General features: G+C 63.7%; 10 protein-coding genes. 8 read left to right on the forward strand and 2 right to left on the reverse strand.

Going from position 1 to position 14134, the window contains the following annotated elements; translation table 11 throughout:
- The 6 genes from BBG20_RS25855 to BBG20_RS25880 all read left to right on the forward strand — a co-directional run bounded on the left by BBG20_RS25855 (window position 1) and on the right by BBG20_RS25880 (window position 9127).
- Window positions 1–783 (forward strand): class II aldolase/adducin family protein, encoded by a 783-nt coding sequence (locus BBG20_RS25855; RefSeq protein WP_065908508.1) that lies wholly within the window; start codon window positions 1–3, stop codon window positions 781–783.
- On the forward strand, window positions 783–1688 hold the full coding sequence (locus BBG20_RS25860; RefSeq protein ID WP_065908510.1) for an alpha/beta fold hydrolase: 906 nt from the start codon (window positions 783–785) through the stop codon (window positions 1686–1688). Before BBG20_RS25855 ends, BBG20_RS25860 begins: the two co-directional genes overlap by 1 nt.
- 148 nt (window positions 1689–1836) lie before the next feature.
- The gene (locus BBG20_RS25865) at window positions 1837–2748 is read left to right on the forward strand and encodes an SDR family oxidoreductase (protein ID WP_065908512.1); all 912 of its coding nucleotides are present in this window, start codon (window positions 1837–1839) and stop codon (window positions 2746–2748) included.
- 497 nt (window positions 2749–3245) lie between these two features.
- Window positions 3246–5012, forward strand: a complete 1767-nt coding sequence (locus tag BBG20_RS25870; protein ID WP_065908514.1) for a DUF1302 domain-containing protein — start codon at window positions 3246–3248, stop codon at window positions 5010–5012.
- Between the two features lie 24 nt (window positions 5013–5036).
- Window positions 5037–6404: a DUF1329 domain-containing protein gene (locus BBG20_RS25875; RefSeq protein WP_065908516.1), complete on the forward strand. Its 1368-nt coding sequence runs from the start codon at window positions 5037–5039 to the stop codon at window positions 6402–6404.
- 221 nt (window positions 6405–6625) lie between these two features.
- Window positions 6626–9127, forward strand: a complete 2502-nt coding sequence (locus BBG20_RS25880) for a LuxR C-terminal-related transcriptional regulator (protein ID WP_065908520.1) — start codon at window positions 6626–6628, stop codon at window positions 9125–9127.
- On the opposite strand, the gene BBG20_RS25885 is transcribed toward BBG20_RS25880, so the two are convergent.
- A complete protein-coding gene (locus BBG20_RS25885; RefSeq protein ID WP_065908523.1) occupies window positions 9124–9999 on the reverse strand; it encodes an AraC family transcriptional regulator in 876 nt (291 codons plus the stop codon). The genes BBG20_RS25880 and BBG20_RS25885 overlap by 4 nt on opposite strands.
- A 138-nt stretch (window positions 10000–10137) precedes the next feature.
- Between BBG20_RS25885 and BBG20_RS25890 the strand changes: the two genes are divergently transcribed.
- Window positions 10138–11040, forward strand: a complete 903-nt coding sequence (locus BBG20_RS25890) for a DMT family transporter (RefSeq protein WP_065908525.1) — start codon at window positions 10138–10140, stop codon at window positions 11038–11040.
- A 37-nt stretch (window positions 11041–11077) separates the two neighbouring features.
- Here the strand turns inward: BBG20_RS25890 and norR are convergent, their stop codons facing one another.
- Window positions 11078–12622, reverse strand: coding sequence for a nitric oxide reductase transcriptional regulator NorR (gene norR, locus BBG20_RS25895; RefSeq protein WP_065908527.1), 1545 nt, complete (start codon window positions 12620–12622; stop codon window positions 11078–11080).
- Between the two features lie 147 nt (window positions 12623–12769).
- Between norR and hmpA the strand changes: the two genes are divergently transcribed.
- Window positions 12770–13951, forward strand: a complete 1182-nt coding sequence (gene hmpA, locus BBG20_RS25900) for an NO-inducible flavohemoprotein (RefSeq protein WP_065908529.1) — start codon at window positions 12770–12772, stop codon at window positions 13949–13951.
- Window positions 13952–14134: the final 183 nt, after the last annotated feature.

A 14134-nucleotide genomic window follows, 5' to 3' on the forward strand; every position in this document is an offset into this window, starting at 1 on the left:
GTGAGCCTAGCCCCCGTTCTATCGCCACAGAATGTCAAAGACCAGGTCAGTGCTGCCGAATGGCAAGCGCGTGTCGACCTGGCCGCCTGCTATCGCCTGGTGGCGCTGCATGGCTGGGATGACCTGATCTTCACCCATATCTCGGCCAAGGTGCCGGGCACCGATGATTTCCTGATCAACCCGTACGGGCTGATGTTCCACGAGATCACGGCGTCGAGCCTGGTCAAGGTCGACCAGGCCGGCAACAAGCTGATGGAGAGCCCCTACGAGATCAACCCAGCGGGCTACACGATCCACAGTGCCATCCATGAAGTTCGCCACGATGTCACCTGCGTGCTGCATACCCATACCGCCGCCGGTGTAGCGGTGGCCGCGCAGAAACAGGGCGTGCTGCCAATCAGCCAGCAATCGATCTTCGTGCTGTCGAGCCTGGCCTATCACGCTTACGAAGGCGTGGCGCTGAACCACGAAGAGAAGGCCCGCCTGCAGGCCGACCTTGGCGACAACAATTTCCTGATGCTGCACAACCACGGCCTGCTGACCTGCGGCAGTACCATCGCCGACACTTTCCTGATGATGTTCACCTTCCAGCGCGCCTGCGATATCCAGGTGCTGGCGCAAAACGGTGGCGCCGAGTTGATCCCTATCGGGCCGCAGATTCTCGCCGGTGCCAAGGCGATGGTGGCTGCTGTCACCAAGAGTGCACAAGGTATGGGGGGCGCGCTGGCGTGGCCGGCGCTGCTGCGTAAGTTGGATGCTCAAGACCCTGGATATAAAAGCTGATGCCACTCGCCGAGATCCCGCTGAGAGCCTGGCGCAAGCGCGGGCAGGAATTCGTCTTTCGTGGCCGCACCATCCGTTACTGGGTGGCGGGGCAGGGCGAGCCGCTGCTGCTGATCCATGGCTTCCCCACCGCCAGTTGGGACTGGCATTACCTGTGGCAACCGCTGGCCCAGCGCAACCTGGTGATCGCCTGCGACATGCTCGGCTTCGGCGACTCAGCCAAGCCTTTGAACCATACCTATTGCCTGCTCGAACAGGCTGACGTGCAACAGGCTTTGCTCGAACACCTGCGGGTGGAGCAGCCGGTTCACGTGCTGGCCCACGACTACGGGGACAGCGTGGCCCAGGAACTCCTGGCACGGCACTATGAAGGTCGGTTTCACATGGCCAGCTGCGTGTTCCTCAACGGTGGGCTGTTCCCCGAAACCCATCGTCCGGCGCTGGTGCAAAAACTCTTGCTCAGCCCCCTGGGCTGGATGATCGGCCGCGCCTTCGGGCGCAACGCCTTGTCCGACAGCTTCAGCCAGATCTTCGGCCCGGACACGCGCCCCAGTGAAAGCGCCCTGGATGATTTCTGGAGCCTGATCAACTGCAACGACGGCACGCGCATCCTGCACAAACTGATTGCCTACATCCCCCAGCGCCGACGCCTGCGTGAGCGTTGGGTGGATGCCATGCAGCGCGGCGAAGTGCCGCTGCGTGTGATCGATGGCGAGGTAGACCCGATCTCCGGCGCGCACATGGTCGAGCGCTACCATCAATTGGTGCCCCACGCCGACACCGTGCTGCTGGCCAATATCGGCCACTACCCGCAGATCGAGGCGCCCGTGCAGGTGCTCAAGCATTACCAGGCGTTTCGGGACCAGGTCGGGCATCCGGTGTTGGAACTGGCTTGCCTGCGCTAGCGGCATTGTCCCAGGCCAGTCATCGCCCAGAACCCGCAATCATCCCGCTGCCTTATCGAGCACCATTCAGCCCTGGCCGTATTTGTTGTGACCAGGCGCGCCTTGCCGGACACTCGACCCATTCCCATTGTCGCCTTTGGAGTTCGGTATGAGTGAGTCAGTGCAGTTCCAGGATAAGGTCGTGATCGTCACCGGCGCCGGCGGCGGATTGGGCCGCGCCCATGCGCTGCTGTTCGCCCGGCACGGGGCCAAGGTGCTGGTCAATGACCTGGGCGGTTCGACCCAGGGCGAGGGCGCCAATGCCTCCGCTGCCGATCGCGTGGTCGCTGAAATCCGCGCCGCCGGTGGTATCGCCGAGGCCAACCATGACTCTGTCACCGAAGGTGACAAGATCGTACAGAACGCCCTCGACGCCTTTGGCCGCATTGATGTGGTGGTCAACAACGCCGGCATCCTGCGTGACAAAACCTTCCATAAAATGGACGACAGCGACTGGGACCTGGTTTACCGGGTGCATGTCGAAGGCGCCTACAAAGTCACCCGCGCCGCCTGGCCGCACCTGCGTGAGCAAGGCTATGGCCGGGTGATCTTCACTGCGTCCACCTCGGGCATCTACGGCAACTTCGGCCAGTCCAACTACGGCATGGCCAAGCTCGGGCTGTATGGCCTCACCCGTACCCTGGCCCTGGAAGGGCGCAAGAACAATATCCTGGTCAATGCCATCGCTCCCACCGGTGGCACTCGCATGACTGAAGGCTTGATCCCGCCGCAGGTGTTCGAGCGCCTCAAGCCTGAATTGGTGAGCCCGCTGGTGGTGTACCTGGGCAGCGAGGCGTGCCAGGAAACCTCGGGGCTGTTTGAAGTGGGCGGCGGCTGGATCGGCAAAACCCGCTGGGAGCGCAGCCTGGGTGTGGGCTTTGATCCAGAGGCCGGGTTTTCGCCGGACGATGTGGCGGCGCATTGGGCGCAGATCTGCGACTTCGAAGGTGCGGCCCATCCCAAGGACAATATCGAGGCCTTGAAGGAGATGATGGCCAATTTGCAGAAGTACAGCCTCTGATCGTTGCCTGAAAAAGATTGAATCCCACGGGGCGCTGATGGCGCCCCGTTTTATTTCGGGCAAAAAAAAGCCGCTGCAAACGCAGCGGCTGAAGTCAGACGTTGGATCAAGGAGCGACAAATCAACGTCAGTGAACACGGGTAACGGATTGAAAACAGGCATCAATCCATTTAAAGCTGGCTGTTCTTCCTGTCGAGGAAGCGGGCCGTTTGCCCTGAAAGCCCGGTAAGAATAGTCGCTTGTTACAAAATGAGTAATGCCGGTTCATGACAAGGACTGTTACCGAAGCGGCAATAATCAGTGCCCATGCCATCCATGCGCCTGATAAGCCGCCATCCACCGCGATCATGGCCCGGCCAGGACCCCGGCCAGAGCGCCTCGTCATCCTTTCGAGCGACAACACGAATCCCTCCTTGGTGCGCTTATCGCTCCTGACAGGCGGCAGTAGGGTGGGGCCTTCTGTCACTCACCGGGGAAGACGCATGACAAGAACAACAATGCGCGCCATCTTCAGGCCACAGGCGCTGGCCGCTGCGGTTGCGTTGGGGTGCTGTGCCCAGGCACAGGCTGTTTCGTTCAACATTGGCGAGATCGAAGGGCAATTCGATTCCTCGCTGTCGGTCGGCGCGAGCTGGGGCATGCGCGATGCCGACAAGAAGCTGGTAGGCGTGGCCAACGGCGGTACGGGCCAGGCGTCGACCGGGGATGACGGGCGGCTGAACTTCAAGAAGGGCGAGACCTTCTCGAAAATCTTCAAGGGCATCCACGACCTCGAACTCAAATACGGTGACAGCGGCGTGTTCGTGCGTGGCAAGTACTGGTACGACTTCGAACTGCAGGACGAAGACCGCGAGTTCAAGCAGATCAGCAATCACCATCGCGACGAGGGCGCGCGCTCTTCCGGCTACGAATTGCTCGATGCCTTCGTCTATCACAACTATTCCATCGCCGATCTGCCGGGCAACGTGCGGGTGGGCAAGCAGGTGGTCAGCTGGGGCGAGAGCACCTTTATCGGTAACTCCATCAACAGCATCAACCCGATCGACGTTTCCGCCTTCCGCCGCCCCGGCGCGGAGATCAAGGAAGGCCTGATCCCGGTGAACATGCTCTTCGCCTCGCAGAGCCTGACCAACCAGCTGACGGTGGAAGGGTTCTACCAGTTGAACTGGGAAAACACCGTGGTGGATAACTGCGGCACGTTCTTTGGCAACGATGTGGTCGCGCACGGGTGCAACAATAACTACACCGTGGGCAGCGCGGCGGCGGCGGGCTTTCAGCCGGCGGCCAATCTGGTCGGGCAGGGTTTTGAAGTCACCCGGGAAGGGATCGTGGTGCAGCGCGGCAAGGACCGTGAAGCCCGCGACGGCGGCCAGTTTGGTGCAGCGTTGCGCTGGCTGGGGGACGACACCGAGTACGCGTTGTACTTCATGAACTACCACAGCCGTACGCCCACCGTGGGCACCACCAGCGCCGGGCAGGCCACGCTCAATGGCTTGGGCGCCTTGCTGCCCGGCACGCCGGCAGCCCTGCGTCCGTCACTGGTTTCCGCGCTGATGCTCGGCCGCGGCCAGTACTACCTCGATTACCCGGAAGACATTCGCCTGTACGGCGCCAGCTTCTCCACCACCCTGCCCACCGGCACGGCCTGGAGCGGCGAGATCAGCTACCGGCCCAATGCCCCGGTGCAGTTGAACACCACCGACCTGACCCTGGCGCTGGTCAACCCGGCCGTGCCGGGTACCTCGGTGATCAGCTCTTCGGCCGGCGCCGACAACAAAGGTTATCGCCGCAAGCAAGTCACCCAGGCGCAGACCACCTTCACGCAGTTTTTCGACCAGGTCATGGGCGCCGACCGCCTGACCCTGGTGGGCGAGGCGGGCGTCACCTACGTGGCGGGCCTGGAGTCCAAGAGCAAACTGCGTTACGGGCGTGATTCGGTCTATGGCGTCTACGGCTACCAGGGCGATACCGATGGGTTTGTGACAGCGACCTCGTGGGGCTACCGCGCCCGGGCGATCCTCGACTACAGCAACGTGTTCGCCGGGGTCAACCTCAAGCCCAACCTGTCCTGGTCCCATGACGTGAAGGGCTACGGCCCCAATGGCCTGTTCAACGAAGGCGCCAAGGCGGTGAGCATCGGCGTCGATGCCGACTACCGCAACACCTACACCGCCAGCCTCAGCTACACCGACTTTTTCGGCGGCCATTACAACACCCTGACCGACCGCGACTTCCTCGCCTTCAGCGTCGGCGCGAACTTCTGATCACGGCTTGAAAAGGATGCTTTTATGCGCAAGATGATTCTGCAATGCGGCGTGTTGGCCCTCAGCCTGCTGGCCGCCAACGTGATGGCGGCGGTGTCGCCGGAAGAGGCGGCGAAGCTTGGTACCACCCTGACCCCGGTCGGTGCCGAAAAGGCCGGGAATGCCGATGGCTCGATCCCGGCCTGGACCGGCGGCATCCCGAAAAACGCCGGCGCGGTGGACAGCAAGGGCTTTCTCGCCGACCCGTTTGCCAGTGAAAAACCGCTGTTCGTGATCACCGCCGCCACCGTCGACAAGTACAAGGACAAGCTCTCCGACGGCCAGGTCGCGATGTTCAAGCGCTACCCCGACACCTACAAGATCCCGGTGTACCCGAGCCACCGCACGGTCAACCTGCCGCCGGAGATCTACGAGTCGATCAAGCGCAGCGCGTTGAACGTGCATGCGATCAACGACGGCAACGGCCTGGAAGGTTTTACCGGCAACCGCTACTACGCGTTCCCGATTCCCAAGAATGGCGTGGAAGTGCTGTGGAACCACATCACCCGCTACCACGGCGGCAACCTGCGCCGCATCATCACCCAGGCCACCCCGCAGACCAACGGCAGCTACACGCCGATCCGCTTCGAGGAAGAAGTGGCGGTGCCGCAACTGATCCCGGACATGGACCCGGCCAAGGGCGCCAACGTGCTGACCTTCTTCAAGCAGTCGGTCACGGCGCCGGCGCGCCTGGCGGGTAACGTGCTGCTGGTGCATGAAACCCTCGACCAGGTGAAGGAGCCGCGCCTGGCCTGGATCTACAACGCCGGCCAGCGCCGAGTGCGTCGCGCGCCGCAAGTGGCCTACGACGGGCCGGGCACTGCCGCCGACGGTTTGCGCACCTCCGACAACTTCGACATGTTCTCCGGCGCGCCCGACCGCTACGACTGGAAACTGGTGGGCAAGAAGGAGATGTACATCCCCTACAACAGCTACAAGCTCGATTCGCCGTCACTCAAGTACGACGACATCATCAAGGCCGGGCACATCAACCAGGACCTGACCCGCTATGAGCTGCACCGCGTGTGGGAAGTGGTCGGCACCGTCAAGCCGAGCGAGCGGCACATCTATGCCAAGCGCCACATGTACATCGATGAAGACAGCTGGCAGGTGGCGCTGGTGGATCACTACGACGGGCGCGGCCAGCTGTGGCGTGTCGCCGAAGGCCATGCGCAGTTCTACTACAACCACCAGACCCCGGCCTACACCGTGGAAACCCTCTACGACATCATTGCCGGGCGCTACATCGCCCTGGGCATGAAGAACGAGGAGAAGAGCAGCTTCGTGTTCGGCTTCGATGCCAAGGCGGCGGATTACACGCCAGCGGCGTTGCGCGCCTCAGGCGTGCGCTGACCGACACCTCCCCCTGCAGGAGCCGGCTTGCCGGCGATAGCGGTCTGTCAGCTGCCGATGGAGTGGCTGGTCTACCGCAATCGCCGGCATGCCGGCTCCTGCGGTTTTCGGCGCTTTTTTATGCTTGCCAATCACCCTGCTGAATACTTCTTCAACAACCGCCGGCCACAGGACTAGGGTAGGCGCCAGGTTGCACAACAATAAAAACGCAGGATGCAGCTATGACCGCCATGACACGCTGCCTGGACCGTCCTGGATTCATGCCTCGGCTGTCCGCCCACCATCTACTGCGCCCCCGCCTGGCCGAGCCTTTGCTGGCGGCGCAGGCCCGGGTCAGATTGCTTTGCGCGCCGGGCGGCAGCGGCAAGAGCGCGCTGCTCGGCGAGTGCGCATTGCAGGCACCACCGGGGTGCCAGGTGTATTGGCTGCCGCTCAATGGCGCGGCCCTCAGCCCATTCGAGTTGTGCCAGCGCCTGGCACAAAACCTCGGCCTGGCGTTCAGCGATGAAGCCACGTTGCTGCTGGACCTCAGCCGCTGGCAATCCCCTGCGTGGTTGTTCCTCGATGATTTTTGCCGCCTGCCCACACCCGACACCGACGCCTTGCTCGACCGCCTGCTCACGGCCAGCAGCCCGGCGCTGACCTGGTGGCTGGGCGCGCGACGTCGCCCAGTGTGCAACTGGCCGCGCCTGCTGCTCGACGATGAATTGCTGGAGTGTGGCGGTGAGCTGGCGTTCAGTGCGGCGGAAATCCAGCAACTGCTCTGCCAGGCGCCCGGGCAGTCGGTCGACAGCGTGCTGCAGTTCAGTGCCGGTTGGTGCGCCGGGGTGCGTATCGCCTTGCTCGGCGATGGCCACCCCGACAAGACCTTGCTCGACTACCTGCAACACGAACTCTTCAGCACCCTGCCGCCGGAACTCGCCGAAGCCTGGCGGGTGCTGGCCCATTTGCCGCGCTTCAATGCGGGGCTGTGCGAACACCTGTTCGGCTTTGGCGATGGGGTTCAGTACCTGCGGGATCTGCAGGCCCTCGGTGCCTTCATCCAGCCGTGGGAGGACACCGATTGGTTGCAGGTTTTCCCGCCGCTGGCGCAACTGCTGCGCGCCGAACCCTGGGCGGCGAAGCGCTCCTGGCATCGGCGCGCCTGCCAGTGGTTCACCGCCGAGCAGGACTGGCAGGCCGCCTTCGAACAGGCGCTGCTGGCCGAAGAATATGAAGTCGCCGTCAGCCTGTTGCAGCACTTCAGCTTCGAGGACCTGTTCCGCCAGCAGAACGCCGCGTTGTTGCTGCGCCTGCATGAACAGCATGGCGAAGAATTGATGCTGGGCTCGGCGCAGCTGGTGGGCCTGGTCACGGCGGCGTTGCTGTTCGCCGGGCGCTTCGACCAGGCCGCGCAGTGCATCGACCAATTGGCCCGCTTCGCCCCGCAACCGACGGCGGCGCAGCAGCGCTATCTGCTCGCGCGTTGGCAGGCGCAGTGGGGCTGGCTGCTGCATTTGGGCGGCGATGCCGAACGCTCGCGCGTCCATTTTCTCGAAGCCCTGCAAGCCTTGCCCGACAGCGCGTGGACCTCGCGGCTGATGTGCCTGTCGGGCCTGACCCAGCAAGCGCTGCTGCGCGGTGAGTTGGACGTGGCCCAGGCGCTGAGCCGCGAAGCCTTGTGCCTGGCACGCGTCCACGGTTCGTTATTGCTGGAGGCGCTGCTCGAACTGGATCACGCGCAATTGCTCGAACAGCGCGGCGCGCCCTATCGCGCGCAAAGCCTGCTGGAGAATGTGCAGGCGATGTTACTCCAGCAGCGGCTCACGGCTGGGCCTCTGGTGGGGCGTATCGCGCTGCGACGCGGGCACCTGGCGCTGCGCCAAGGGCACGACACGCTGGCCGCCGAGTGCTTTGAAACCGGCCTGACGATGTGCCTGCACAGCCACGACAAACGCGTGCTCTACGGTTTTCTCGGCCTGGCGCTGTTGGCCGCCAACCGCGGCGATTACGCCCAGGCATTTTTCCAGCTGCGCGAGGCCGAGCGGCTGATGCAGCGGCGCCAGGTGCCGGACACGGTGTACCGCGCGGTGCTGTTGTTGGTCAGCGGGCATTTCTGGTTGCAGCAGGGCCGTGCCGAATTGACCGTGGAAGCGGTGCGCCGCGTACTCCGTCATTTCCGAGGGCCGCAGGCCAAACAGGCGCCGCCGGCCACCCTCGAACTGATCCCGCGCCTTGAATACCTGCTGGTGCTGGCGGAGGTGAAGCTGGGGTGCTGCGACCAGCCGGTGGCGCGGCTGACGGCCCTGCTGGACACTACGCACCAGCGCGGCATGCTTTGCCTGGAAACCGAACTGCACCTGGTGCTGGGCGAGGTCGCGTGGCAGGTCGGTGATCCGGTCCTGGCGCGCCGCTCACTGCAGACCGGGTTGGAACTGGCCGCGCGTTGCCAGGTGCAGCAGGCGATTCGCGAGCTGCGTCTGCGCTCGCCGGGGCTGCTCAGCGAACTGGGTATGGAGCCGCAGGCGTCCACGCCGGGCGCGCTGGAAAATCCGCTGAGCCTCCGGGAGCTGGAAGTGCTGCAGTTAATTGCCCTGGGCAACTCCAACCTGGAAATTGCCGACCGGCTGTTTATCTCGCTGCACACGGTCAAGACCCACGCGCGGCGTATCCACAGCAAGCTCGGCGTGGAGCGGCGCACTCAGGCAGTGGCGAAGGCGAAAACGTTGGGCTTGATGGTTTAGGCGCAGAACGCCAGGCGGTATTCACCCGGCGTGGCGCCCAAGGCCTGGCGAAAGCGATGGGTGAAGTGGCTGGCGCTGGAAAAACCGCACATCAAGGCAATCTCGCCCAAGGGCAGGGTGCCGCTGCGCAGCAAGGCCTGTGCGCGGGTCAGGCGCCGCGCCAGCAGGTATTGATGCGGCGGCAGGCCGAAGCTCTGGCGGAACATTCGCGCGAAGTGGTATTCGGACAGCGCGCACATTCCAGCCAGTTGTCCCAGGCTGATCGGGTCTTCGAGGTGCTGGTCGATGTACTCCACCAACAGCCGCCGCTGGTACGCCGCCAAGCCGCCTTTCAAACGCAATCCGTCGCGCGCGCCGACCTGGCTGAGCAGCGTGTGGCTGAGCATTTCATGCGCCAGGCTGCTGGTCAGCAGGCGCTCGGCGGGCTCGTGCCAGTTGAGCGCGATCAACTGGTGAAAGCGCCGGGCCTGGCTGGCGTCTTCCAGGAAGGTGCTTTCGCGCAGTTGCAAGGTGCGCGGCTCGCGGTCGAGCAGGGTGACGCAGCCCAAGGCAAACTGCTCCGGGCTGAAATACACATGGGCCAGGCGGATTTCGCCGTTGATCACCCATGCGGACTGGTGTTCGGCGGGCAGGATGCAGAGCTTGTCGGGCCCGCCCTTGGTGCCCGGTTGGTCGCGCCGGAATGTACCGGTGCCGCCGCCGATGTAGCACGACAAGGTGTGATGGCTGGGCGCCTGGTAATCCTGGGCGTCGTGGTGGTTGCTCCACAAGGCCGCGGACAAGCCGTCACCGAGCTCGGCGCAGGCTTCCAGGCGTGCGTTGGGCGAGCGGTTAAGGGCTTGAAAGACTTGCAGGGATTCCAGGTCAGGCATGGTGAGTACTCTTGGATGCCTTGCATCCTACTCCGGGAGGCTGGCGCTGTGATCCCACCGCCCGACAAAAGCGCAAGAATCTGCAAGAGTGCGACACCGGTTGAAGGCGACACTGTGGCTCAACCGATGGAGCCCGCTATGAACCTTTTCCTGTATTTACTCACCGTGCTGATCTGGGGCACCACCTGGATCGCCCTCAAGTGGCAGCTGGGCGTGGTGGCGATTCCCGTGTCGATCGTCTACCGCTTCGGTTTGGCCGCGCTGTTGTTGTTTGCGTTGTTGCTGCTCAGCCGCAAGTTGCAGGTGATGAACCGGCGCGGGCATCTGATCTGCCTGGCCCAGGGACTGTGCCTGTTTTGCGTCAACTTCATGTGCTTTCTCACGGCCAGCCAGTGGATCCCCAGCGGGCTGGTGGCGGTGGTGTTTTCCACGGCGACATTGTGGAACGCGCTGAACGCCCGAGTGTTTTTCGGTCAACGGGTGGCGCGCAATGTATTGATGGGCGGCGGCCTCGGCTTGCTGGGCTTGGGTCTGTTGTTCTGGCCGGAGCTGGTGGGCCACACCGCCAGCCCGCAGACCTTGCTGGGGTTGGGCCTGGCGTTGCTGGGGACCCTGTGTTTCTCGGCCGGCAATATGTTGTCGAGCCTGCAGCAGAAAGCCGGGCTCAAGCCGCTGACCACCAATGCCTGGGGCATGGCGTACGGGGCGGCGATGCTGGCGACCTACTGTGCGGTGCGCGGGATTCCCTTCGACATGGACTGGAGCGCGCGGTACATCGGCGCGCTGTGGTACCTGGTGATTCCGGGGTCGGTGATTGGCTTTACCGCCTACCTGACACTCGTGGGACGCATGGGACCGGAGCGTGCGGCGTATTGCACGGTGCTGTTTCCCGTGGTGGCGTTGAATGTGTCGGCGTTTGCCGAGGGCTACCAATGGACGGCGCCGGCACTGGCGGGGTTGGTGCTGGTGATGTTGGGGAATGTGTTGGTGTTTCGTAAGCCCAAGCCTGTGAGTTCGGTTCTGAAGCCAGCGCAGGTGTAGGCGCCGGCAAGCCAGCGCCTACCGTGGGAGTGCGGTGTTATTTGAGGTTGAGGCGCTTGGCCAGGCGGCCGAGGTTGGCGCGGTCGAGGCCGAGTTCGCGGGCGGCGCTGGCCCAATTGTGCTGGTGGCGTTCCAGGCAGGCAGTGATCAGTTCACGCTGATAGTGCTCGGTCGCCTGGCGCAGGTCGCTCGTGAGGGCGGCAGGCACCGGTGCCGATGCTTCGATCACCGGCGCACTGACGTCAGGCAAATCGAGGTCGTGGGCGCTGAGGCTGAGAATCTTCGGGCGCTCGCGACAGTTACCCAGGGCTTTGAGTGCGCTGCGTCCGATCAAATGTTCCAGCTCGCGCACATTGCCCGGCCAGTTATAGGCCAGCAGCGCCGCGTGGGCATCGCTGGTCAGGCGCAGGCTGCCCAGGCCCATGCGTGAACGGTTCTGTTCGAGAAAAAAACCGGCCAACAACAGTACATCGCGTCCGCGTTCGCGCAGTGCCGACACTTGCAGCGGGTACACACTCAGGCGGTGATAGAAATCGGCGCGGTAGCGGCCGTTGCGCACTTCGTCAGCCAGGTCGCGGTTGGTGGCGGCGATCAGGCGCACATCCACCTGATGCTCCTTGTCCGAGCCCAGGCGCTGCAACTGCCCGCTTTGCAGCACGCGCAGCAGCTTGGCTTGTACCGTCAGCGACAGCTCGCCGACTTCATCGAGGAACAACGTGCCGCCGTTCGCCAGTTCAAACTTGCCGCGCCGCTCGTTCAGCGCGCCGGTAAAGGCCCCGCGCACGTGCCCGAACAGTTCGCTTTCGACCAGGGTTTCCGGCAGGGCCGCGCAGTTGAGGCTGATCAGCGGTTTGTCTGCACGCGATGAAGCGGCGTGGATCGCCTGGGCCACCAATTCCTTGCCCACCCCGGTTTCGCCGGTGATCAGCACGGTCAGGTCGCTGCCGCCGACCAGCTTGATTTCTTCGACCAGGCGCTTGTGGGTCTTGCTCTGGCCGATCATCTCCTTGTGCTGCTGGCCGCTGGCCTGGCGATAGATCTCGGCGCGCTGGTGTGCGTCTTCGGCGCGCAAGGCCAGGCGTTCGATGCGTTCGGCCACGTTGACGGTGGCGGCGGCGAGGCTGGCAAAGGCCTGCAGGGCGTCCAGCTCCACGCGTTCGAAGCGTTCGGTGTCGAGCGCATCCAGGGTCAGCAGGCCCCACGGCTGGTCGTCGACAAACAGCGGGCAGCCCATGCAGTCATGCACTTGCAGGTGCCCGTGCAGGCCATCGACCAGGCCGTCATAGGGGTCGGGCAGCTCGCTGTCACTGTCAAACCGCGTCGGACCGGGGCTGCCCAGCAGCACGGCGAAGCGCGGATGCTCGCTGACCTTGAAGCGCCGACCGAGGGTGTCGGCGCTCAAGCCGTCGACCGCCAGCGGCACCAGCCAATCGCCATCCAGGCGCAGCAACGCAGCGGCATCGCAGGGCAGCAGTGCGCGCATGGCTTGCAACAGGCGGCGGTAACGCTCGCCTTCGGGCAGCTCGCGAGACAGGTCGGCGACCAGGGGGAGCAGGGTAGTGAGCAGTGATTGCGCAGTCATAATGACTCCTTGTAGTCCTTATGACTATAAGGCGTAGGAGGTCAAACTGACTACATATTCTTTAAAGTATTGAAAAATAACGATTAATAAGTTGGCATGAATACTGAGTAGCAAAGGGTAATCAGTAAAGAAGCCCAGGAGGCTCCCATGCTTAGTGCCCAAGACCGTGCCATCGTCAAATCCACCGTGCCTCTGCTGGAAAGCGGCGGTGAAGCGCTGATCACCCATTTCTACCGCATGATGCTGTCCGAGTACCCCGAGGTCCGTCCGCTGTTCAACCAGGCCCACCAGGCCAGCGGCGACCAGCCTCGGGCGCTGGCCAACGGCGTGTTGATGTACGCGCGGCATATCGACCAGCTGGACCAGCTGGGCGACCTGGTGGCGAAGATCATCAACAAGCACGTGGCGTTGCAGATCCTGCCGGAACACTACCCGATTGTCGGCGCTTGCTTGCTGCGGGCGATCAGCGAGGTGCTCGGCAGCGAGATCGCCACCCCCGAGGTGATGAGTGCCTGGGGCGCGGCCTACGGCCAGTTGGCGGACATCCTGATCGGCGCCGAGGCGACGATCTACGAGGAAAAAGCCCAGGCCCCGGGTGGCTGGCGCGGCGCGCGGCCGTTTACGCTGGTCAAGCGCGTGGAGGAGAGCGCCGAGATCATCTCGTTCTATTTTGCCCCCGTGGATAACGGCCCGATCCTCAAGGCTGCGCCAGGCCAGTACATCGGCATGAAGCTGGTGCTGGACGGTGAAGAGGTGCGCCGCAACTACTCCTTGTCGGCCCTGAGCGATGCCGGCCAGTACCGCATCAGCGTCAAGCGCGAGGCCGGTGGCCGGGTCTCCAACTACCTGCACGATCAACTGCAGGTCGGTGCGACTCTCGACCTGTTCCCGCCGTCGGGCGAGTTCACCCTGGCGGCCGGCGACAAACCGCTGGTGCTGATCAGCGGCGGTGTCGGTATCACGCCGACCTTGCCGATGCTCGAAGCCGCCCTGGCCACCCGGCGCCCGGTGCATTTCATCCACTGCGCGCGCAACGGCTCGGTGCATGCGTTCCGCGACTGGGTCGACGGCCTGGCTGCCCAGCACCCGCAGCTCCAGCGCTTTTACTGCTACGCCGAGGACGACGGCGTCAGCCCGGCGGCGGATAAAGTCGGCCTGCTGAGCCAGGAACAATTGGCTGCGTGGTTGCCCGAGCAGCGCGATCTCGACGCCTACTTCCTCGGCCCCAAGGGCTTCATGGCGGCCATCAAGCGCCACTTGAAGGCCCTGGGTGTGCCTGAGAAGCAGGCACGCTATGAGTTCTTCGGGCCGGCGGCGGCGCTGGAATAACGCGGTAAGAAATGTGGGAGCGGGCTTGCTCGCGAAGGCGGTGTATCAGAAGCTTATCCGGCGGCTGACACACTGCCTTCGCGAGCAAGCCCGCTCCCACATTCAGTTCTCTATTGCTCCTGATTAATCCCCCGTTAACCCCCCTCTGTTTAAACCACTCTCTGTGTGTAAACTTGCGGCCAT

It is taken from the genome of Pseudomonas aylmerensis (genome assembly GCF_001702265.1).
In the GTDB taxonomy this organism is placed as follows: Bacteria; Pseudomonadota; Gammaproteobacteria; order Pseudomonadales; family Pseudomonadaceae; genus Aquipseudomonas; species Aquipseudomonas aylmerensis.